At 65.3% G+C, this 21,428-nt stretch carries 19 protein-coding genes and 1 pseudogene; 7 read left to right on the forward strand and 13 right to left on the reverse strand.

Features of this window, described 5'->3' with window-relative positions:
- Nucleotides 1-301 precede the first annotated feature (301 nt).
- Nucleotides 302-1,390: a ketoacyl-ACP synthase III gene (locus PG879_RS05995; RefSeq protein ID WP_210600426.1), complete on the reverse strand. Its 1,089-nt coding sequence runs from the start codon at nucleotides 1,388-1,390 to the stop codon at nucleotides 302-304.
- Nucleotides 1,391-1,590: 200 nt separating this feature from the next.
- Here PG879_RS05995 and PG879_RS06000 point away from each other — a divergent pair, with 200 nt between their 5' ends.
- The 6 genes from PG879_RS06000 to PG879_RS06025 all read left to right on the forward strand — a co-directional run bounded on the left by PG879_RS06000 (nucleotide 1,591) and on the right by PG879_RS06025 (nucleotide 6,760).
- The gene (locus PG879_RS06000; RefSeq protein WP_210600428.1) at nucleotides 1,591-2,544 is read left to right on the forward strand and encodes a LysR family transcriptional regulator; all 954 of its coding nucleotides are present in this window, start codon (nucleotides 1,591-1,593) and stop codon (nucleotides 2,542-2,544) included.
- A gap of 128 nt (nucleotides 2,545-2,672) precedes the next feature.
- Nucleotides 2,673-3,284 (forward strand): LysE family translocator, encoded by a 612-nt coding sequence (locus tag PG879_RS06005; protein ID WP_039041052.1) that lies wholly within the window; start codon nucleotides 2,673-2,675, stop codon nucleotides 3,282-3,284.
- 178 nt (nucleotides 3,285-3,462) lie between these two features.
- Nucleotides 3,463-5,325, forward strand: a complete 1,863-nt coding sequence (locus tag PG879_RS06010) for a peptidase U32 family protein (RefSeq protein WP_210600429.1) — start codon at nucleotides 3,463-3,465, stop codon at nucleotides 5,323-5,325.
- A gap of 117 nt (nucleotides 5,326-5,442) precedes the next feature.
- Entirely contained in the window at nucleotides 5,443-5,682 is a 240-nt protein-coding gene (locus PG879_RS06015; RefSeq protein ID WP_210600431.1) for a hypothetical protein, read from the forward strand.
- 43 nt (nucleotides 5,683-5,725) lie between these two features.
- Complete coding sequence (locus tag PG879_RS06020; protein ID WP_210600433.1) at nucleotides 5,726-5,983, forward strand: DUF1272 domain-containing protein; 258 nt, start codon at nucleotides 5,726-5,728, stop codon at nucleotides 5,981-5,983.
- A gap of 111 nt (nucleotides 5,984-6,094) precedes the next feature.
- Nucleotides 6,095-6,760, forward strand: coding sequence for a class I SAM-dependent methyltransferase (locus PG879_RS06025; protein ID WP_210600434.1), 666 nt, complete (start codon nucleotides 6,095-6,097; stop codon nucleotides 6,758-6,760).
- Nucleotides 6,761-6,782: 22 nt separating this feature from the next.
- Here PG879_RS06025 and PG879_RS06030 read toward each other — a convergent pair whose 3' ends face one another.
- The 6 genes from PG879_RS06030 to PG879_RS06055 all read right to left on the reverse strand — a co-directional run bounded on the left by PG879_RS06030 (nucleotide 6,783) and on the right by PG879_RS06055 (nucleotide 12,500).
- Nucleotides 6,783-7,259 (reverse strand): methylated-DNA--[protein]-cysteine S-methyltransferase, encoded by a 477-nt coding sequence (locus tag PG879_RS06030; protein WP_109112810.1) that lies wholly within the window; start codon nucleotides 7,257-7,259, stop codon nucleotides 6,783-6,785.
- Nucleotides 7,256-8,764, reverse strand: a complete 1,509-nt coding sequence (locus PG879_RS06035) for a DNA-3-methyladenine glycosylase 2 (protein ID WP_210600435.1) — start codon at nucleotides 8,762-8,764, stop codon at nucleotides 7,256-7,258. The genes PG879_RS06030 and PG879_RS06035 overlap by 4 nt, the downstream gene beginning before the upstream one ends.
- A gap of 261 nt (nucleotides 8,765-9,025) precedes the next feature.
- Nucleotides 9,026-10,504: a carboxypeptidase M32 gene (locus PG879_RS06040; RefSeq protein ID WP_270829916.1), complete on the reverse strand. Its 1,479-nt coding sequence runs from the start codon at nucleotides 10,502-10,504 to the stop codon at nucleotides 9,026-9,028.
- A 106-nt stretch (nucleotides 10,505-10,610) separates the two neighbouring features.
- Nucleotides 10,611-11,192, reverse strand: a complete 582-nt coding sequence (gene smrA, locus PG879_RS06045) for a DNA endonuclease SmrA (protein ID WP_010673286.1) — start codon at nucleotides 11,190-11,192, stop codon at nucleotides 10,611-10,613.
- Nucleotides 11,193-11,307: 115 nt separating this feature from the next.
- Nucleotides 11,308-11,457 carry a DUF3149 domain-containing protein gene (locus PG879_RS06050; RefSeq protein WP_010673287.1) on the reverse strand — a complete coding sequence of 50 codons (150 nt, stop codon included), beginning with the start codon at nucleotides 11,455-11,457 and terminating at the stop codon, nucleotides 11,308-11,310.
- A gap of 155 nt (nucleotides 11,458-11,612) precedes the next feature.
- The gene (locus PG879_RS06055) at nucleotides 11,613-12,500 is read right to left on the reverse strand and encodes a TraB/GumN family protein (RefSeq protein WP_210600439.1); all 888 of its coding nucleotides are present in this window, start codon (nucleotides 12,498-12,500) and stop codon (nucleotides 11,613-11,615) included.
- 70 nt (nucleotides 12,501-12,570) lie between these two features.
- Between PG879_RS06055 and PG879_RS06060 the strand changes: the two genes are divergently transcribed.
- On the forward strand, nucleotides 12,571-12,903 hold the full coding sequence (locus PG879_RS06060) for a DUF1904 family protein (protein ID WP_210600441.1): 333 nt from the start codon (nucleotides 12,571-12,573) through the stop codon (nucleotides 12,901-12,903).
- A 59-nt stretch (nucleotides 12,904-12,962) separates the two neighbouring features.
- Here PG879_RS06060 and PG879_RS06065 read toward each other — a convergent pair.
- The 6 genes and pseudogenes from PG879_RS06065 to denD all read right to left on the reverse strand — a co-directional run bounded on the left by PG879_RS06065 (nucleotide 12,963) and on the right by denD (nucleotide 21,419).
- Nucleotides 12,963-13,792, reverse strand: a pseudogene (locus PG879_RS06065) (SDR family oxidoreductase).
- Between the two features lie 114 nt (nucleotides 13,793-13,906).
- Nucleotides 13,907-15,307, reverse strand: coding sequence for an OprD family outer membrane porin (locus tag PG879_RS06070; RefSeq protein ID WP_210601710.1), 1,401 nt, complete (start codon nucleotides 15,305-15,307; stop codon nucleotides 13,907-13,909).
- Nucleotides 15,308-15,988: 681 nt separating this feature from the next.
- Complete coding sequence (locus PG879_RS06075) at nucleotides 15,989-17,926, reverse strand: methyl-accepting chemotaxis protein (RefSeq protein ID WP_128313715.1); 1,938 nt, start codon at nucleotides 17,924-17,926, stop codon at nucleotides 15,989-15,991.
- A 59-nt stretch (nucleotides 17,927-17,985) separates the two neighbouring features.
- Nucleotides 17,986-18,876 carry a DMT family transporter gene (locus PG879_RS06080; protein WP_103859117.1) on the reverse strand — a complete coding sequence of 297 codons (891 nt, stop codon included), beginning with the start codon at nucleotides 18,874-18,876 and terminating at the stop codon, nucleotides 17,986-17,988.
- 90 nt (nucleotides 18,877-18,966) lie between these two features.
- Entirely contained in the window at nucleotides 18,967-20,472 is a 1,506-nt protein-coding gene (locus tag PG879_RS06085; RefSeq protein WP_010673294.1) for a GntP family permease, read from the reverse strand.
- Nucleotides 20,469-21,419: a D-erythronate dehydrogenase gene (gene denD / locus PG879_RS06090; RefSeq protein ID WP_210601719.1), complete on the reverse strand. Its 951-nt coding sequence runs from the start codon at nucleotides 21,417-21,419 to the stop codon at nucleotides 20,469-20,471. The genes PG879_RS06085 and denD overlap by 4 nt, the downstream gene beginning before the upstream one ends.
- Nucleotides 21,420-21,428: the final 9 nt, after the last annotated feature.

Consider the following 21,428-nt stretch of genomic DNA (forward strand, 5'->3'; position numbering starts at 1 on the left):
GGAGAAGGATTCGAACCTTCGAAGGCAGAGCCGTCAGATTTACAGTCTGATCCCTTTGGCCGCTCGGGAACCCCTCCCCAAGTGCGAGGCCGCATACTACCAGATCCGGCAAGGTTGTGAACCCCTTGGCCGCATTCTGACGACAAAAAAGTGTCAAGTGGTCATTTTTTGATATGTTTCGCTCAAAATTCACACTTTTCAATGACTTTTATGTCGCTGCCGAAACGGCGAGGGGGCGTAGGGGGGGCTGGCAGCCAGGAGCCCCGGGGCTCCTGGCGGATCATGGGGAGCGGGCGCTCGCTCAGGCGTCGGCGGGGCGGGCCTGCTGGCAACCCTGCACCGCATGGGCGATGAGTTCGAGGGCGCTCTGCTCGCAGGGGGGCAGCACCTCGTCGCAATTCGCGATCGGGGTGACGCGATCTCCCCATTTGATGAGGGCGGCGCCCCAGGTCAGCCCGGCCCCGAAGGCGGCGGTCAGCAGGTAGCTGTTCGGCTTGACCCGACCCTGCTCCAGCGCCTCGCACAGGGCGATGGGCACGGTGGCGGCGGAGGTGTTGCCGTACTGCTCTATGTTGACCATCACCTTCTCCATGGGGGCGTTCATCCGCTTGGCCAGGGTCTCGATGATGCGCACGTTCGCCTGGTGCGGCACGATGAGGTCGACCTGCTCGGGGGCGATGCCGGCCTGGGCCAGTACGGTGCCGGTGGCTTCGCCCATGCCGCGCACGGCGCGCTTGAAGATCTCCTGCCCCTCGAAGTTGAAGGTGAAGAGGCCGTCAATGTCGGCGAAACGCACCCGATCCGTCCCGAAGTTCGGCACGTGCAGTATCTCCCGCGCTTCGCTGTCACAGCCGAGCTTGCTGGCAATCAGGCCGCTCTCCTGCTCGCTCGCCTCGATGATGACGGCGCCGGCGCCATCCCCGAACAGCACGGCGGTGTCGCGCTTGGCCCAGTCCAGCAACTGGGTCAATCGCTCGGCACCGATCACCAGCACCCTTTGCATCATGCCGGTCTGCACCAGGGAGGTGGCGACCGAGAGGGCATAGACGAAGCCGGTGCAGGCGGCGTTGAGGTCGAACACCGCTGCCTTGTGGGCGCCGAGGGCCTGCTGCACGGCGGAGGCACCATTGGGGACCAGCGTGCCCGGTGTGGCGGTCGCGAGGATGATGCCATCGAGGGCGGCGGCGTCCAGACCTGCGCACGCCAGGGCGCGACGGGCGGCCAGGGTGGCGAGCGCCTGGGTGCTGACATGGGAGACACGGCGGGCCTTGATGCCGGTGCGCGGGTAGATCCACTCGTCCGAGGTATCCATGATGGTGCCGAGGTCATCGTTGGTCAGCGAGGCGGGGGGCAGGCATTTTCCCCACCCGGTGATAGTGGCGTATGTCATCTTGTCGTCGCTTGTCGTGATGGCCGCTCTGGGGCGGAAAGTGGCGAAATTATGCCGCACGGGGCGTTCGCTGTCATCCTGCGGTCCCCCTAGTGTAAGGGGAGTGGCGGGAGCAAGACCGTGATTTTGCTTAAATTTCCGCTTCTCCTTGCCGTAAGATGAAGGCCCGATCCCGGCGACCCCTTCCCGAGGTGACTCCTGTGCACAAAGCGAATCTCAATCTCTTGCCCACCCTCAAGGTGCTGCTGGAGACCCGCAACATCAGCCGGGCGGCGGAGCTGCTGAACCTGAGCCAGCCCTCCATCAGCAAGCAGCTCGGCCAGCTTCGCAGCGAGTTTGGCGACGAGCTGCTGGTGCGGGAAGGGCAGCGCTGGCTGCTGACCCCGCGGGCCGAGGCCCTGGCGGCCCAGCTTGCCGATTCCCTCGGTGCCCTGGAGCGGCTCTACGAGGCGCCGGAATTTGCCCCCGAGCGCTGCGAGCGGGTGTTTCGGCTCGCCTCCTCCGACTACGTGGCCCAGCACATCCTGCCGGACATCTGTGCGGCCCTGGCGAGGACCGCCCCCCGGGCGGCACTGGAGTACAGCCTGTGGGACAAGCGCCAGTTGCCCCAGCTCTGGCAATCGGAGCTGGACATGGTCTCCACCATCACGGAGCTGGTGCCGGACCAGATCCGCGGCCTGCATCAGGGGGAGGACAGGCTGGTGGTGCTGATGGGGCGCCATCACCCGCTCTCTGGCATGGCGCTCAGCCTGGAGGATTACCTTGCATGGCCCCACCTGCAGGTGAGCGGGGGCGGGGACAAGGACAGCCCGGTGGAGCAGGTGCTGGCCCCTCGCGGGCTCTCCCGCCGCTGGTTTGCCCGGGTGCCCTTCTTCCAGGCCGCGGTGGAGGTGTTGCTGCGCACAGACTGTCTGATGACCACCCCGGCCCATATCGCCTGGCAGCTCTCCCGGGAACATGCCCTGAGTTTTTGCGATCTCCCCTTCGCCACCCGGGTCCAGCAGTATCATCTGCTGTGGCACCAGCGCCACCACCTGGATCCGGCTCACCGCTGGTTTCGCGAGCTGGCCTATCCCTTCCTGCGGGATCACCTGCAATTCACCCTGGGGGAGAGTCGCAAGCAGTTGACAGGAGGGTCGCAGGCGAGCCGCTGATGGCAGCGGGTTGTGCCACTCTATAGCCACTGGCTATGGACTCTATTCATAACTTTCACTTCTGGCATAGCGAGCCACCCCCTACCCTGATCCCGGGTGACAACAATCGACACGAAGGAAGAGAAGGTATGGAGCTGACGAGTTGGCTGGCGCTGGCCGCCATTTGCGTGATGGGGGCCATCAGCCCGGGGCCGAGCCTGGCACTGATCATCCGCAATACGGTGCAGGGAGGGCAGGGCCACGGGGTTGCCACGGCGCTGGGACACGGCCTGGGAGTCGGCATCTATGCGCTGATCACGGCCCTCGGCCTCGCCATCCTGATCACCCAGACCCCGCTGCTGTTCGATCTCATCCGCTACGGCGGCGCGGCGTTCCTCGCCTGGCTCGGGATCAAGGCGTTGCTGGCCAGGCCCGCAGGGGGGGAGGCAGGCAAGGAGGAGGGGCACCCGCCACGGGGACGTCAAGGGGCGTTCGAGGGCTTTATGGTGGCCTTCTTGAACCCCCAGCTCGCCATCTTCTTTATCGCCCTGTTCAGCCAGTTCGTGCATGCCGACACCGGCTGGCGTGAGGGGGGCATCATGATGCTGACCGCAGGCGGCATCGATGCGCTCTGGTATGTGCTGGTGGCCCTGGTGCTCTCTCGCGGGCCCGTACTCGCCTGGCTCAAGGCCAAATCCACCGTGATCGACAAGGTGAGCGGCCTGGTGCTGCTGGGGCTGGCCCTCAAGGTCGTGATCTAGCTCCGCGTCGGGTGCCTGCGTAGTCGGCACACTCTCAGGGCCGGGGGATAAGGGGGCCGCCAGACGTCCTTGTACCGGGGCAATCCTGCATTCTGCGGTGATCTTAAGCGGGATCAAGGCGGGGAGCGGGGAGTCTGGCTAGAGTGGCGGCCATTTGCAACCCTTCGAACCGGACGTTATGCGCGATCAGAACCATCACAACCGCCTGGAGTTGCTGGCCCCGGCCAAGAACCTCGCCTATGGCATCGAGGCCATCAACCACGGCGCCGATGCCGTCTACATGGGCGGCCCCGCCTTCGGTGCCCGCAGCGCAGCGGGCAACAGCCTCGAGGACATTGAGGCGCTGGCCCGCCATGCTCACCGCTTCGGCGCCCAGGTCTTCGTCGCCTTCAATACCCTGCTGCACGACCACGAGCTGGAGCAGGCCCGGCGCCTGACCCACCAGATCTACCAGGCAGGCGCCGATGCGCTGATCGTGCAGGACATGGGGCTGCTGGCGCTCGATTTGCCCCCCATCGCGCTGCACGCCAGCACCCAGACCGACAACCGCACCCCGGAAAAGGTGAAGTTTCTGCAGGACGTGGGCTTCTCCCAGGTGGTGCTGGCCCGCGAGCTCTCCCTTGCGCAGATCCGCGAGATAAGCGCCGCCACGAGCGTGCAGCTGGAGTTCTTCATCCACGGCGCCCTGTGCGTCTCCTACAGCGGCCAGTGCAACATCAGCCACGCCCGCACCGGGCGCAGCGCGAACCGCGGCGAGTGCGCCCAGCTCTGTCGGCTGCCCTGTTCCCTACAAACGCCGGCGGGGGAGGTGCTGGTGGAAAACAGCCACCTGCTCTCCTTGAAAGACATGGATCAGACCGACAATCTGGAGGCGCTGATCGCCGCAGGGATCCGCTCCTTCAAGATTGAAGGGCGCCTCAAGGGGCTCGACTACGTCAAGAACGTCACTGCCTGGTATCGCCAGAAGCTGGACACCATTCTGGAGCGCCGCCCCGATCTGGTGGCCGCTTCCGCCGGTCGTTGCAGCTACACCTTTACGCCGGATCCCAAGAAGAGTTTCAACCGGGGCAGCACCGACTACTTCCTCCATGGCCGACAGCCAGGCATCGACTCGCCGCGCAGCCCGAAATACGTCGGGGAGCCGCTCGGGCGCGTCACCAGAGTGACCCGCGATGGCATCGAGATCGACGGCCAGGCCGTTGCCCTCAACAACGGCGATGGCCTCGGCTTCTTCAAGCCGGGGGGGGAGCTGGTGGGGATGCGCCTCAATAAAGTGGAGGAGAAGGCACAGAGCAAGCGGTTACTCCTGTCGGAACCCATGCCCGGTCTCAAGGTGGGCACCGAGATCTTTCGTAACCACGATCAGGCCTTCAGCAAGCAGCTCGAAAAGGGGAGCGCGGATCGCCGCATCCGGGTCGATATGCGGCTATCGGAGTGCGACGAGGGATTGCGGCTCGAACTTGTGGACGAGCAGGGCATTGGCGCCGCCGTCACGCTCCCCTGCGACCAGCAGCCGGCCGACAACCCGGAACGGGCGCTGCAACAGGCCAGGGATCAGCTCGGCAAACTCGGCAACACCCTGTTTGTGGCTCGCCAGATTGAGTTGGCATTCACTCGCCCGCTATTTATTGCGGCTTCACAGCTTAACGGCTTGCGCCGGGACGGCATTGCCGCCTTGGAGGCGGCCCGTCTGGCAGCCTACCGGCGACCCGAGCGGCGCATTCCCCTGCGAGGCGCCGTTTATCCCCAGCATCGGCTCTCCTACCTCGGCAACGTGCTGAACAGCGCGGCGGAGCAGTTCTTTCGCGAACACGGGGTGGGGAGCATCGCCCCCGCGTATGAGGCGAACAAGGAGGAGCGAGAAGTGGTGCTGATGACAACGAAGCACTGCATCCGCTACAGCCAGCAGCTCTGCCCCAAGGAGGTGCCCGGTCTCAAGGCCGAGCCCCTGGAGCTCAAGATGGGCAAGGAGAGTTTCCGCCTGCGCTTTGACTGCCATCGCTGCGAGATGCAGGTGATGGGCAGCCTGAAGAGGGGATGATTGCCCGTGTGGGCATGGGGCTGGAGCGGATTTGATGGCAGTATGGGGCGCGGCCTAGTCACGGATATCCCGTGGCGAGCCGCCTTCCCCCAGTCTTCTTCTGACAAAGGATCCGTCATGAACATCCATGCACTGCCGTTTTGCACCACGAACTGGGCCGAGGTCCCGCCGACCGAACACAAGGGAGAGCGCGGCGTCGCCCTCTGGCACACCCGGCAGTTCGGGGAGCTGCACACCGAGTTGCAGGATGGCCGCGTCTTCACCCTGACGCCGGGCATGAGCTACCAGGTGGCGGACAACGCCGAACCCCATCGCTCCTATACCGAACTGGGCGCTCGCCTCTTTATCGTCGACTGAGCCTCCCTCTTTCCCGCTTCCCCTTGTGCATCAGGATCTTGCCATGCTTGAACTCAGACCCAACTGCGAGTGCTGTGACCGGGATCTGCCCGCCGACACGGCGACGGCCTACATCTGCTCCTTCGAGTGCACCTTCTGCGCCGAGTGCAACGATCAGTATCTGCACCTGATCTGTCCCAACTGTGGCGGCGAGCTGGTCAGGCGCCCGCGCCGCCCGGCGGCCAAGCTGGTGAACAATCCCGCCTCCCTCCAGCGCGTCTTCAATCCGGCTCTGAAAGCGGTGCTGGGCAAGGGGGGCTAGGGCCCTCCCTTCATCGGAAGGGCTGGGCTGGCAACTGGCTCGCCCCGGTGGCTCTTGACCTTCTCCCGGCGGCAGCCCCTATCAAGGGGGCTCACACCAAAGGAGCAAAAGATGACGGAGCGATTTGAAGGAGAAGGGGCGAAGGCCTATGACAGCCGCATCCCCCTGCTGGTGCCAGGCTACGAGCTGCTGCACCAGCTTTGTGCCTCCCGGCTGATGGCCGCGCTGGGTCAGCAGGCCCGGGGGCTGCTGGTGGGGGTGGGCACGGGCAGCGAGTTGCTGCTGCTTGGCCGTCTCTGCCCCCGCTGGACCTTTGTGGCCCAGGATATCTCGGCGGACATGCTGGCCCAGGCCAGGATGCGGGCCGAGCAGGCGGGCATGGGGGAGAGGGTGTGTTGGCACCTGGGCGCATTGCCTGTGGTGGATAAGCCTTGCGATGGTGCACTCTGTCTGCTGGTGCTGCATTTTCTGGCGCAAGATGCCAAAGCCGCGCTATTGGGTGATATTTATCGCCAGCTCAATCCTGGCGCTCCCCTGCTGCTGGCGGATCTGATGGCGCCCACGGACCCGCTTGAGCGCAAGGCGATGGGGTTGCAAGCCGCCCTCGCCGGTTTGCCGCTTCCTGCCTGCGAGCAGATGGTGCGCCGCCTCGGGGAGGATTTCACCTCCCTGGACGAGGGACAGACCCGGCGCCTCTTGCAAGGGGCCGGTTTCGCGGCGGCGCACCGCTTCTTTCAGGCGTTGGGGTTTCACGGCTGGCTGGCGCAGCGGCAGTGAGCCCTGGCCGGGTGGCGCCGGATCAACGAGAGGCCCTCTCCAGCGTCAGCAGCGCCTGCTTGATGGGCAGGCCTCCCGCATAGCCGGTGAGGCTGCCATTCTGGCCGATCACCCGGTGGCAGGGGATGATGATGGAGAGCGGATTGCGGCCGTTCGCGGCACCCACCGCCCGCACCGCGTTTGGCTTGCCGATGGTGCGGGCGATGTCGCCGTAGCTGCGGGTCTCCCCGTAGGGGATGTCGCACAGCGCCTGCCACACCGCTTGCTGAAACGCCGTGCCCCTGGGGGCGAGCGGCAGGGTGAAGCGCTGCAACCGGCCCGCGAAGTAGTCCCGAAACTCGGCGAGGAAGGGGGCGAGCGCCTCGCCGTCCTGCTGCCAGTCCTGCATGTCGGGGAGCGGCCGCAGTCCGGCCAGGAAGTCCACATGGACCAGACCGCGCTCGTCGATGGCGACCAGCAGTTCGCCCTGGTCGGTGGGCATCATGTCATAGCGGATCATGGGCTCTTCTCCTCGTCTTGTGTCTGTGTTGGCCGGGTGAGCAGCTCTGGTTGTTCACTCATGGCGTGCCACAGCCAGCTCGCGGCATAGGCGCGCCACGGTTGCCAGGGGGCGCTGCGCGCTGTCACCTCTTTCACCGGCAGCTTGTCACCGCCCCCCAGCGCCTTTTGCAGCACGAGATCCGAGGCGGGGAAGGCGTCCGTGTCGAGCCCGCAGCGCAGCCGCCAGTAAGCGACCGTCCAGGGACCTATGCCCGGCAGCGCGAGCAGTTGCTCGTCGCTTGCCGTGGCGAGGGTGAGTGCGCCGCTTGCGAGCGCCGAGGCCAGCCCTTGCAGGGTGCGGATGCGGCTGCCCGGCATGCCGATGCCGTCGAGATCCAGCTCGCACAGCTGGGTCGGGGTGGGCAGCTGCGCGGTGCCGAACTGCGCCAGGGTGCGCGCCACCAGGCGCCCCATGATGGTGATGGCACCCTTGACCGACACCTGCTGGCCGACGATGGCGCGCAGCATCACCTCGTACTCATCCCACCCCCCCGGCAGCCGCACCCCGGGCCATCGTCCCTGGATACCGGCGAGCAGCGGATCCTGCCCCAGGTGTTCGCCGATGCGGCTCATGTCGGCGTCGAGATCCCACATGCGGCGCACGCGGTACAGGATGTCCGGCAGCGCACCCGGCGGCAGATCCCGCACCGTGAGTCTGAGCCTCTCCCCCTCGACGGGCTCGATGCGGATGAGCCCCTCCTGCTCGCCGACCCGGTGACGGCGTTCGTAACCGTGCTCATCCACCCGCTCCAGCCCCGGAATGGCGCGCAACCGGTAGAACGCGAGCATGGCCTGGACGTCGAACGGCGGGCGATACAGCAGGTGCAGTTGCAGGCTCGATTGCGGCGCCGCCTCGCCAGTCCCCCCTTCCTGCTTGCGCAGGGCGCCCGGTGTCATCCCATACGCCTGCAGCCAGGCGTCGTTGAAGCGGCGAATGCTCGCAAAGCCTGCGGCAAACGCCACGTCCGTGATGGGCAGGCGCGTCTCCGTCAACAGCCGTTTCGCGAGCAGCAGGCGGCGCGTCTGCTCCACCTGTTTCGGCGAGGCGCCGAGGTGTTGCTCGAACTGACGCCTCAGGGTGCGCTCCGTGATCCCGGCCTGCGTTGCAAGGGAGCCCAGGCTGTGCTCCGCCAGCTCGCCGCGCTCGATGCGCGCCAGCACCTGGGCGACGAGCGGTGGCAGATCGCCGCTCTGGGCCGGTGCGAGCTCGGGGCGACAGCGCAGACAGGGGCGCAGCCCGTGCTGCTCCGCCGCCGCCGCGAAGCGAAAATAGCGCACATTGTGCTCGTGCGGTGCCCGCGCCGGACACACGGGGCGGCAATAGATACCGGTGGAGAGCACCCCGGTGAAGAAGCGACCATCGAAACGCGCGTCTCGCGCGAGGCGTGCGGCGTGGCACTGCTCCCGGGTGAGACCCGGGATGATCTCGTCTCGTTGGGATGAATGCGGGGGTTCTGTGGTCATGGCATGGCTCGGGTTGCTGTGGGCATGTCCCAGAGACTAAGCGGGGGCGAGAGGGGTGACTAGCCAAAAACGGACAGGGATAGCAAAAATAGTGCGATCCGAGGAATCCCAGTCCTCCCTTTGTAAGGTTAGGGGGGCAGGACCCCACCCTAACCCTCCCCTTCGTAAGGGGAGGGGACAAACAGCTCCCCTCTGTGAACGGGGGCGGGGTTAGCTCCTCCCCCTTGTGAAGGGGGAGGCTGGGAGGGGGTTCAACCTCGCTTATTTCAGATAGCGCTGTTCGAGGTGTTTGCGCAGCCATTGGGGATTGAGCGCCTCACCGGTCGCGCGGCGAATGAGCTCGTCCGTGCCGTGCAGGCTGCCCTGGGACCAGATATGGCGACCGAGCCAGCCAAAGATCTCCGGCAGGCGGCCGGACTCTACGAGCGTGCCCATGTCGCCGAGCTCACGCTCGAGTGCAAAGCGCAGTTGCGCCGCGTACATGGCGCCGAGCGTGTAGCTCGGGAAGTAGCCAAACGAGCCGTCCGTCCAGTGGATGTCCTGCATGCAGCCATTCTGGTAATTGCCCTTCGTGGACAAGCCGAGCCACTGTTGCATCTTCGCGTCCCACAGCTCGGGGATGTCCGCGACCTCGATGCGCCCTTCCATCAGGTCCCGCTCCAGCTCGTAGCGCAGGATGACGTGGGCCGGGTAGGTGACCTCGTCCGCATCGACGCGGATAAAGCCGGGCTCGACCCTGTTGTACAGCTTCTCGAGGTTCGCGGGGGCGAGCGCGGCCTGTTCGCCGAAGTGTGCGCGGATGCGCGGTGCAATCTGTGCAAGGAACGCGGGGTGATGGCCGAGTTGCATCTCGCAGAACAGGCTCTGGCTCTCGTGAATGCCCATGGAACGCGCCTCGGCCACCGGCTGGCCGAGCAGTGCGCGCGGCAGGCCCTGCTCGTAACGCGCGTGACCCGTCTCGTGGACGATGCCCATCAGGCTGGAGACGAACTCCTGCTCGTTGTAGCGCGTGGTGATGCGCACGTCCGTCGGCACGCCGCCGCAGAACGGGTGGCTGCTCACGTCGAGCCGGCCGTGGGCGAAATCAAAGCCGAGCAGCCCCATCACCTCCTGACCGAGCGCCTGCTGCGTTGGGATCGGGAAGGGGCCTTGCGGCGTCAGGAGCACGTCGCTCTTCTGCCGCTCGCTCACGGTCTGGATGAGGCCGGGCAGCCAGCTCGTCAGATCGCCGAAGATCTGATCCAGCCTCGCGCTCGTCATGCCGGGCTCGTACAGCGCCAGCATGGCGTCATAGGGGCGCACCCCGAGCGCGTCGGCGCGCAAGGTCGCCACCTCCCGCGACAGGCGCACCACCTCCTCGAGGTTTGGGGCAAAACCTGCCCAGTCGTTCTCCTTGCGCTGGCGACGCCAGGCGTGCTCGCATTTGCTGCCGGCGAGCGACAGCGCCTCCACCAGCGCCCCCGGCAGCAGGCTTGCATCCTGCCACTGGCGCTTGATCTCCCGCAGGTTCGCACGCTGGTGCTCGTCCAGCGGTTCGCTCTCTGCCTGGGCTATCCACTCCCCAAGCTCGGGGGCGGTGCGCTTGCCGTGGATCAGCACGCCAAGCTCCGCCATCGCCTCGGCGCGGGCCTCGTTGCCTCCCTCCGGCATCATGGCGGCCTGATCCCAGCCGCAGATGGCGGAGAGGTGGGAGAGGCGGTGCAGTTGTTGCTGATGTTGTTCGAGTTTCTGGTATGACATGGGATTGTCCTTGTTATCGTCCCTGATGGTATGCACCCCGTACCTGGCATGATCGGGGCCGCCCGATGCTAGCACTGCCATCCACCCTGGTGCCACCCTCAGGCAGTCAGCCGAGGCGCTTCTGGTGCCGTTCGCGGTTTTCCGCCTTCTTGCGCTCGCTCTTGCGCAGCAATACGTAGAGCGCACCGCTGCCGCCGTGGCGGCGCTCGGCGCTGTGCATGGCCATCACCGAAGGCAACTGTGGCAGCCAGGCGCTGACATGGCTCTTGAGCAGGGCACGCGGGGTGCTGCGCTCCCCCTTGCCGTGCAGGATCAGCAGGCAGCGGATATCCCGCACTTCGCATTCGGCAATGAACTGCACCAGGGCGATACGGGCCTCGTTGAGCGTCTTGTGGTGCAGGTCGAGGGAGCCTTGCAGCTCGTATTTGCCAAGGCGCAGCTTCTTGTAGACCCCCTCCTGCACGCCGTCACGCTTGAAGCCGACGATGGCATGGGGGTCCAGCATCTCGACTGCTTCCGTGCCGAGGTGATCCAGGGTGAGTTGTTCGGCGGTGGCGGCTTCCCGGCGCGCGAGTTGCGCCTCGGTGGGCTGGCTGTTGCCCGCAACGGGGGCGATATGGTCGCTGCGAAGGGGCCGCACGTCGGCCACTTCCTGCAGGAACAGTGAGAGTTCGTCGTTATGAGACACGGCAGGCTCCCCGCATGAAAATGAGGGAGCCAGTATAGCGGGCCTTGGTGGGCCTTAGAATGGCAACGCTCGCGGGCCCCGGCCCTGCCGGGGAGGGCGGTCTGAGCGAGCCTGGTTATTGCCCCTCTTTGGGCGGCTCTGCGTGCATCACCTTGTAGATGAAATAGACCGCATAGGCGCTGATGAGCAGGAAGGTGCCGAAAATCACCAGCATGGACATCAGCCCCACGCTGTTGCCGAACATCAGGTTCATCCAGAATTCCATCTCGTTCACTCCTGTCACTGGGCGGTGACAGGCATGATAGATACCTCTTCAGGAGGGAGGGGATGATCTCGATCAACTCCCTCTCTGGTTATTTAATCGGCAGCGAATTCTGTGAGCCGACGCGCATCCGGCGCGTCAGGTCGCCGGACTGGACGCTATTTTGCCTTCTCCTGGGTCGGTTCGGTGAGGGGCGTGATGCGCCAGCCCTGCTGCTCCAGCAGGGCGAGCAGCCCGTGCTCGCCGTAAAGATGCAGAGCCCCTACCACGATAAAGCTCTCGTTCGGCAGGCTGGGCCACTTCTTGACCCAGTTGCGGTTGCGCTCCGCCAGCAGGGTCTGTTCCAGCCAGGCTTGCAGCTTGGGCGGCGCCATCTCCTCCCTGAGCAGATTGATGAGGGTGGCCTCGTTCCCGTTCTGCCAGGCGGTCATCACGGCGTCGAACCCCTGCTGGATGTCGGGCAGCTCGTCCAGGGTGCTCTCCAGCATCAGGGTCTGGTTGTCGCCGACGCTCGCGAGATAGCCGAGTTGCTCCAGCAGGGTCTCCAGCCCGACGATGGGCTTGCCGCCGTCGTTCGCCCGCTTGGCGAAGTGCTGGTCGACACCGTATTCACCGCGATAGCCGGTGCGCTCCAGGGCCGCCTGGGTCAGGGTAATGGCCGCAAACCAGGGACGCAGCGGGGCCAGCATGCTCTCGTTCAGACCGTTCTGGCCCGCGGCGATGAGGGTGCGACGGTAGAGGTCGATGGGCAGGTGATCCTTGAGGGTCTTGCCGTCGACGAGCCGGGTGATGGCGCCCATCTCCTGCCACTGCTCCTGGCTGATGTGGGTCATGTCCACCTCCATCACCAGGGCGCGGCTCTGCTGCCAGGCGCGCTCCACCGGGTCCGGCAGGGGATAGAGAGAGGGTTTGCCCGCATGGATGGACCCCAGCAGCCAGTGCTGTTCGTTGCCCTTGTTGATGCGGTAGAAGGCCGGATCGGCCATGGCATGGAGCGGCAGCAGCAGGCAGAGCAGGAAGGAGAGCAGCGTGGGATGGAATCTCATGAGGCACCTTATGTGAGCGGGATGAGTGCTCTATGATAAGTCCTCATTTGTCACAGCCAAGAGGTTTCCCATGCCCCACCTTCGTTTTCGGGCAGTTTCTGTCGACACCCTGCAGCGGATAAGCGCCCCCCTGATGACGGATCTCTGCGCCCTGACCGGTGGCAAGCCGGAGTTCGTCACCCTGGAGTGCGTGCCGAGCCAGTGGGTACGAGATGGCCACCCCGAAGCCGGTTTCCCCTTCGTGGAGCTGGTCTGGTTCGAGCGACCGCAGGAGATGCAGGATGCCGCCGCCGCCCTCATCACCCGCCACCTGAAAGGGGTGCTGGGGGAGCAGACCTATGTGGTGGTGCAGGTGCTGCCCATCGTCAAGAGTCACTACTACAGCAACGGCCAGCACTATTGAGTTGGCATCGTTGCTAAGACAGGTGCATGTCAAGAGGAGGCCCGCCGAGGGCCCCTTTATCAGGCGGATTTGATCAGCAGCTTGTCCAGCCAGCGGCTTGGCAGCAGGCGGCGCAGCACGGTAAACAATTTGGTCGGGAAGGTGACCGGGTAGCGGTGCCTGGGGCGCTTGCTCGTGAGCGCATGCAGTAACGGCGGGATGCAGGCCTCGCTAGGCAGGGTAAAGCCCCGGGCACCCCCTTCACGCTCCAGCCTGGCCAGCGTCTGGGCATAGGCGTCCTGATGGCGGCTGGCGGCGGGGTCTATGTGGCGCAGGAAGGCCTCCCGGGCATTGGCGCGAAACCGGGTGTCGATGGGGCCGGGTTCGATCAGGCTGATGTGCACGCCGCTGCCCGCGAGTTCCAGGCGCAGGGTGTCGGTATAGCCTTCCAGCGCGAACTTGCTGGCGTTGTAGGCGCCACGATACTTCATGGCCACCAGGCCAAGCACCGAGCTGTTCTGCACGATGCGCCCCTCGCCTGCCGCCAGCATGGGGGCAATACCTGGCGAATGAGGTGATGCCAGCCAAAGAGGTTGGTCTCGAACTGCTTGCGCAGCGCCTCGGTGGGCAGATCTTCCAGCGCACCGGGCTGGCCGTAGGCGCCGTTGTTGAAGAGGCCGTAGAGGCGCCCTTCTGCCAGCGCCAGCGCCTCTGCCGCCCCTCGCTCTATGCTGGCGCTGTCCGCCAGATCCAGTTGCACCGCCAACAGACCCTGCTGCTGCAGCAGGGCCACATCCTCGCCCTTGCGGGCGGAAGCGATGACGGTGAAGCCCCGGGCGCCGAGCGTTCTTGCGGCGGCGAGGCCGATGCCGCTGGAGCAGCCGGTGACGAGCACGAAGGGATGGGGCATGAGCATGGTCCTGATTGACGGCCGGCAGGTGGCCCGAAGTTGGCATGGTAGCGTGGTGCCACCAAAAACAAAACCGGGCCAGAGGCCCGGTTTTCGGTCACGTCAGATGCCTGATTACATGATGGTGAACGGCATGATGATGTGGAACTTGACGTCATGCTCGGAGCTGAACATGTTCGGGTAGTACCAGCTGCCCTTGTCGTCCTGTTCGTTGTTGTAGTCGGTGTAGTGCAGCTTGAACAGGGTGCCCTTCAGCTTGCCGTCCTGCACTGTGTACATGACGTCGAAGTTGGCTGCCCACTCTTTGCCGCCTTCCAAGGACTTGTCGCCGTTGTTGGCATCCCAGCCGTAGGCACCGGAGACACCCACGCCCCAGCCCGGTGCACCCACCAGATCATCCAGGGAACGAGTCACGCCGAAGAACAGGGCCTTCTCGTCGTTGTGGTTCCAGTCGGAGCGGGAATCCCACCAGATTTCGTTCGCGCCCTGGGAGTTGCCGTAGCCGCGGGTCAGACGGGGCAGGTAGTTGCCCAGATCCCCTTCAGCCTTGGTCCACAGGCCTTCCAGACGGAAGCCATAGGGGCCGGCTGCCCAGCTGGCGGTCAGGGCTTGTTGCCAGGCCAGGCCGTCATAGTCGCTGTTCTCGGTGTCGGAACCGTAGAACTGGTAGCTGGTGTTCAGGCCACCCAGTACGTCGAACTTGTGGGCCAGCTTGAAGTGGTAGCTGTCCATGTAGCCTTCGGACTGACCGAAGCCGGCTGTGACGGCAGTGCCGTTCTCGAAGGTGTAGCGAGCGGCCAGACCGTGGATGTAGTCGATCTTGTTCGCATCGGTGAAGGGATCGCTGGCATAGGGGCTGCTCTTGGAGAAGCCGGTGGTGTTCTTGAACCAGGGAGCCTTGTACTCGTCGGCGATGGCGTAGGTCAGGTAGAGGCCGCCGAAGGTGCCTTCGATCTGGCCACCACGGTAGGTACCGGGTTGATAGGACCAGTTGACGCCGAGGATGCCGGGTACGTAGAGCTGGGTGTAACCACCCTTGGCGGTGACGGCGTCACCGAACTTGAATTTCAGGGCGGCGTTGGAGAGGCTGAAGCCGTTCTCGGGAACGCCGTCACCACCTGAACCCCACTTGTCGCCCCAGAAGGAGAACTCGTTCTCTTCGTTGACGCCATTGCTTTCGTCAACGGCCAGGTCGTAGGCACCGAAGCCGCCCACGTCGACGCCGACCACACCCCATGCATAGCCGGAGTTGAAGTTCAGGGCTGCCTGGGTGGTGGCATGGCTCAGGTTGGAGTGGTATTTGCCATCCTGACCCGGACCGGCCTGGACGCGATCACGCTCACGCTGGAAGTAGAACAGGCCACCGGTGAGCTTGCCTTCGTCGATGAAGGCGCTGTAGGACTTGCCGTATTCCGGGCTCATCATGTCTTGAGCGGCGAACGCCATGCCAGGTGCGACCAGTGTCGCGACCACGGCAGCACTCAACGCGGCGCGCTTGAAGATCACTTTTTCCATTTGTTATTGCTCCTGATTTTATGGACTTAGCTTTTTTATCCGGCAGCCGGGTAGGCACCCGCCGCTCGGTATTGGCATTGCAATCAACACCCCGAAGGGCAAAAAAAATGGTTCTCTGTCGTGCCCTTGTGCCTGATGCCTTGGCGCATCGGTCGGGGCTATCTGCATCGTTACAGTCGTTATTTTTTGGCTGTCGATCCTTGGCGATCTGACATCACCAAGAGTACGTTCGCGGTGCGAAATATCAATGTAAAGTTCCCGGCAAGTTTCAAAAATATGACCGAGTGCAAATAATCATGATTCTTGGTGTGGGCACTCCCAGGCCACTCATGTCGGCAATGACAGCGCTTTCATGGTGATTTCACCGTTCTCCTGCGCAGATCTTGCCGTCAAGGCAGAACTTTCTTTGTTAACCCGGTGGCAACATATAATTTTGTATCACAAAAAAAGATGGGCCCGGCGGGATGCCCACTGTCATGAGCGTGAGCCGTCGCCCGACAGACAGGGGGACCAGGGATGTGAAAGAGGTGAGGGAGCCTGTGACTGAATGGATGAGGCAATCCGTCATTGGCCGTGAGGACATGACGGGAGTATCAGGAGAAGGGTTGCGGCAAGGCCGTACTGCGGGCAGGTAGACAGGGAACGCGCCCCGGGTCTGGTGCGAACCAGACCCGGGGGTTATCAGGCCTGGCTCAGGATCCGGGGGATCTGCTGGGCCTGGTGGTGTATGTGCTCCGAGACCTGCACCGAGAGGCGGCTGCCCTGGCGTGCGTGCTGGCTGATGCGACCAATGAGGGCGGCGAAGCTCGCCAGCCTGTGCTCCTGGCTCTTGGCATTGTCGGCGCCCTGCAGGGCGATGACGGCGGTGCTGCGCGCCATCTCCCGCACCGTCAGGGTGGTCTGGCGCAGTTGCTCCGCCTGCTGGCGCTGCTCGGCGGCCTCTGCGGTGATGCGGGCCAGCACGGTGGCGAGCTGATCCCCCGCCTGGGTGAGGCTGGCAAGGATCTCGGTGATCTGGCCGAGGGAGCGCTGGGTGTCGGCGGAGAGGTGGCGCACCTCGTCGGCTACCACCGCGAAGCCGCGTCCCTGCTCCCCGGCCCTGGCCGCCTCGATGGCGGCGTTGAGGGCCAGCAGGTTGGTCTGCTGGGAGATATGGCCGATGACGTCGACGATGGCGGTCACGTCCTCCACCGAGCGGGTCAGCTGGGCCAGGGCGCCGCTGCTCTCGTCGATGGCGAGCCCGGTCTGGGCGGTAGCCGTCAGCATGCCCCCGACCAGCCGCTCGCTCTGGCTCATGGAGTGTTCATTGTGCTGGGCGTGCTGGGCGATTTCGGCGGCGACCTGGTGCACCTCGCTGGCGAGCTGGTTGAGCTCCTGCATCATGGTGTCGCTCTCGTCCACCGCCTGCTCCGTGGTGCGGGTGCTGTGATGGATCTCCTGCACCTGGTTGACCATCCCTTGCAGACTTTGCGACACCGCCGATAGCTGGCCCTCTTTCTGCTGCTGATCCTGTTGCAGGCGCTGTATCAGGCGGTTGTAGCTCGCGACGATGTCCGCCAGCTCGTTGCGCTCGCGCCCCGGGGTCAGCAGCTGGGCCTGACCCGTGGCGTCGAGCTGCAGGAAGGCTGCCCGCAGTTGCAGCAGGGGCCTGACCAGCCAGCGACGCTGCACCAGGGCGAACAGCAGGGCCACCACGACCAGGCAGAGCGCCAGCACGCCGAGCACGGTGGCCAGCTCCCGGTTCATGGTCTGACGGGCGGCGGCGAGTTGTTCGCCCAATTGCTCCCCCGCTTGCAGCAGCTGGGTGATGTCCTGCTGCACCATCTGACGAGCGGCCTGCTGCTGTTGCAGCGCCTTGCGGCTGTTTTCCAGCTCCTGGGGATAGCGCTTGAGCAGGGAGGTCAACTCGGCTTTGGGTTGATCCCCGAGCTCCTTGCGTATTGGCTCTCCCAGGGTGAATTCGTCGGCCGGTGCCTCCTCGAAAAGTGCCAGGCTCGGCAGGGCGGCCAGGGCGTCGGCCTGCTTTTGCAGGGCAGCCAGCTCGAATTGCAGCCCTTCGAGACGCTTGGCACTCGCCTGCTCCATGTAGTTCTGGCGCTGGTGGGCGAGGGAGGGGAGGGCGGTCAGGATGTCGGCCGCCCCCTGGCGATACTGCTCGGCCAGGACCGGATCCCGCCCGGCGGCTGCTCCCTGCTGGCCGTAACGGAGCAAGGCTTTGGCCTGGGTGGTCAACTCGTTCTCGGCATTTTGCAGCAACCACTGGCTGTTGCCGGAGAGCTTGCCCGCCGCCAGATAGTCGCCGTCAATGCGGGTTTTCATCTGCTCAAGCCGGGCGTTTAGCGGCTGGGTCTGGGGATCCTCCAGGCGGGACAACAGCGCCAGCGCCTGCTGGCGCACTCCCTGTGCCTGGGCCAGCAGCAGGGGATCCCCGCTGCCGAGATAGTCGCGAAGCGCCCCCTGCAACGGACCGCTCAGTTGCTGTTGCAGGCGCTCCTGCAGACGCTGGGCCTGGGCCGAGTGGTTGAATTGTTGCCAGCCATGATAGAGCGCGGTGGCCTGGACACCGGCCACCAGCAGCAAGACGAGGGAAGAGAGGGAGGCAAAATGGGCAATTTTCACATCAGATTCCTGCTTGAATCACGCAATGGGCGCGAGCTTAATCAGGTCTGATGGCGTTTTTATGACAGCGGCTGTGCCAGCTCCCGTTGACTTGGGCTCTTCACCAGCAGGCCGAGCAGGGCGCCGCCCATGATGAGCCCCCCCGCCAGCAGATGGCGCGGGGTGAGCGCCTCGCCGTTGAGCCAGACCAGCAGCAGGGTGCTAAGCAAGGGAGTGAGGTAGGCGAGCGCGCCGATGCGGCGCGGATCCCCGTCCCGCAGCGCCAGATACCAGGTGACGAAGGCCGCCCCCATGGGGCCGAGGGCGAGCCCGGCGATGAGCAGCCAGTCCCCCAGGGGGATCCGGGCGAATGGCAAGGGGCCTTCCAGCATCCATGCCAGCAGCAGGGCCAGGAGCCCTGCGGGCAGGCAGGCGGCGGCCGTGACCACGGCGGGAGCGGGAGGCAGGCGGCGGGAGAGCACGGAATAGGCGCCCCAGACGATGGCGGCGCCGAGGGCCAGCAGGTAGCCGGGCAGATGGGCCTGTTGCAACTGCAGGTGACCATCGACCATCACCAGCACCGATCCCGCGAGACCCAGGGCCCCGGCCAGCAGATGGTGCAGGCTCAGGGGATGACCCGGCAGCAGCAAGGGGGTGAACAGGATGATGCACAGCGGCCACAGGTAGTTGATGAGGTTTGCCTCCAGCACGGGGGCGTGGCGAAAGCTTGTGAACAGCAGCAGGTGATAGAGCAGCAGGGCGGTGATGGTCACCAGCCAGGTGAGGGGGCTGGCGCGCCACTGGCGCCAGAATGGCAGAGTGCCCGCCCCGCAGAACAGCAGCACCAGCCCCACCAGCACCAGCGGCGAGACGCTGGTGATCCGGGAGGTGAGCGCGGCGAGAGAGGCCCACAACAAGATGGTGAGCAGGGCAAAACCGGTGGACTTGTCCCACCAGGAAGACGCAGGCATCCAACACTCCTTTGCAAGATGAATGAACGAAAAAGAGGGCCAGTCTAGCAGACTGGCCCTCGTCACACAGCGTTGCCGTGACGGTGCGGGTTATGACTCCCGGCTCGGGACGGCCCCTGCCGCCGGAGCCAGGGACTGCCCCTTGACGTACCAGACGATGAGGGCCAGCACCAGCAGCGGCAGCACGGGGTCGAACCAGGTGCCGCCGGAGCCGAACAGCAGGTTCAGCAGGGCGACGCCGGTGCCGCCAATGGCCCAGGCGATGGTGGTCGGGATGGACCAGACGATCATCTGCTGCTTGACGTCGGAGATGCCCATCATGCGGTTGACCACCCAGAACAGGCTGTCGTTGAAGTAGCCGAAGAAGAGCGACCCCATGGTGGCGGCCTGGGCGGCCAGCAGCATGTTGACCCCGGGGATCTGCGCCAGGATGGGGGCGGAGATGGAGGCCGCCGTCACCATGGCCACGGTGCCGGACCCCTGGATGAGGCGCACCAGGGTCGCCACGATGAAGGGGATCAGGATGGGGGAGATGGGCAATTGGGCGATCTGCTCGGCCAGTTGCTGGCCTGCGCCACTGTCGCGCAGCACGGCCCCCAGCGCTCCACCGGCACCGGTCACCAGCAGGATGATGCCGGCCGACTGCAGCCCCTCTTCCAGGCGGGCGGCGGTGGCGTGCCTGTCCATGTGCGGCACCAGAGTGTAGACCGCCAGCAGCACGCTGATGGCCAGCGCGATGATGGGGGTGCCGATGAAGTTGATGCCCTGCACCAGGGGGTTCGCCATCAGGCCGTCCATGCCCTCCAGGGTGGCCAGAGTGGTGAAGATGGCCTTGACGAAGATGAGCACGATGGGCACCAGGATCGGCAGCAGCGACAGGGTCAGGCTCGGCAGGGTCTTGCCCTCCTTCTCCTTGAGGTACTGCTCATAGGTGGCTTGCAGCTCGTCCGGGGTCTGGGCGGCCTGGGCACCGAACTCGGGGTACTTCTTGTCGAGCCACTGGGCGTAGAAGACGATGCCGAGCACGCAGGGGATGGCCAGGGCCATGCCGGTCAGCAGCATGGCGCCGATGTCCACGCCAAACAGGCCGGCAACCCCCAGTGGGCCCGGGGTCGGCGGCACGGTATGGTGGGTTACCACCAGGCCGCCCGCGAGCGCCACCCCCAGGGTGAGCAGGGAGCGCTTGCCGCTTTTTGCCAGCGCCTTGGCCACCGGATAGAGGATGACGAAGGCGGAGTCCACGAAGATGGGGATGCTGACGATGTAGCCCGTGATGGCCAGGGCCCACTCCTCGCGGCGCTTGCCGAGCCACTTGATGAAGCTGTAGGCGATCTGTTCGGCGGCGCCGGAGACCTCAAGCAGGCGACCCATCATGACCCCGAGGCCAATGACGATGCCGATGCTGCCGAGGGTGGAGCCAAAGCCCTGGGTGATCACGGTGAGGGTCTTGTCGATGCTCATGCCGCCGGTGATCCCGGCGATGCAGGCCGCCGCCAGCATGGCGATCAGGGCGTGCACCCGGGTGCGGATGACCAGGAACACCAGCACGAAGACCGCGATGATGAGACCGATGATGGGGGTTGGGATGTCGCTCATGATGCCTCCTGCATGTCATGGGTGATGAAACTGTCGATGATGTCGGCAAACGTCCTGTCTGCCGCGAAGCCGAGGGCGTAGGCCCGCTGGTTGTCGATGCGTCCCGGCCAGCTCGCCACGATGCGCTCGATGGCCGGATCGGCGGCAAACTGCACCCGATCCCGGGCCGCCTGGCCACCGGCCCGTGCGAGGGCCTCCAGCATTTCGCCGACGGTCACGCTGATGCCGGGCAGGTTGATGCTGCGGGCGTCACCGGTGGCGGGAAGTCTGGCCGCCAGCAGGAAGTTCGCGACCACGTTGGCGGGGCTGGAGAGCCAGAGGCGCAGATCCGGGCTCACCGGGCAGATGGCGCTCTCCCCTTGCAGCGGCTCGCGGATGATGCTGCTGACAAAGGAGGAGGCGGCGCGGTTCGGCTTGCCCGGCCGCACGCAGATGGTGGGTAGGCGCAGCACCAGGCCATCTACATAGCCCTTGCGGCTGTAGTCGTTGACCAGCAGTTCCCCCATGGCCTTCTGGGCGCCGTAGGAGGAGGTGGGGGTCAGGGCGGTACCGTCATTCACCAGCTCCGGCAGCGGGCCGCCATAGACGGCGAGGGAGCTGGTGAAGACGAAGCGGATGCCCGGCCGGGCATGGCGGCACGCCTCCAGCAGGGTGCGGGTGGTGTCCAGGTTGACCTGCCAGCCCAGATCGAAGTCCTGCTCCGCGTGGCTGCTGACGATGGCGGCCAGGTGGTAGACCACGGCGGTCCGCTCGCTGATGAGGGACTCGGCGACACCGGGTTCGGTGAGGTCGGCCCGCAGACAGCGAACCCTGGGGTCCGGTAGGGGGGATTGCGGCTGCTGGATGTCCACCAGCAGCAGCTCGGTGAAGGGGTGGGGGCCTTGCAGCAGGGCCCGGGCCAGTTTCTGGCCCAGGAAGCCACCGCCGCCGGTGATGATGATCTGCATCTTGTTATC

Origin of the sequence: Aeromonas sp. QDB63 (assembly GCF_027707425.1) — a bacterium.
Taxonomy (GTDB): domain Bacteria; phylum Pseudomonadota; class Gammaproteobacteria; order Enterobacterales; family Aeromonadaceae; genus Aeromonas; species Aeromonas caviae.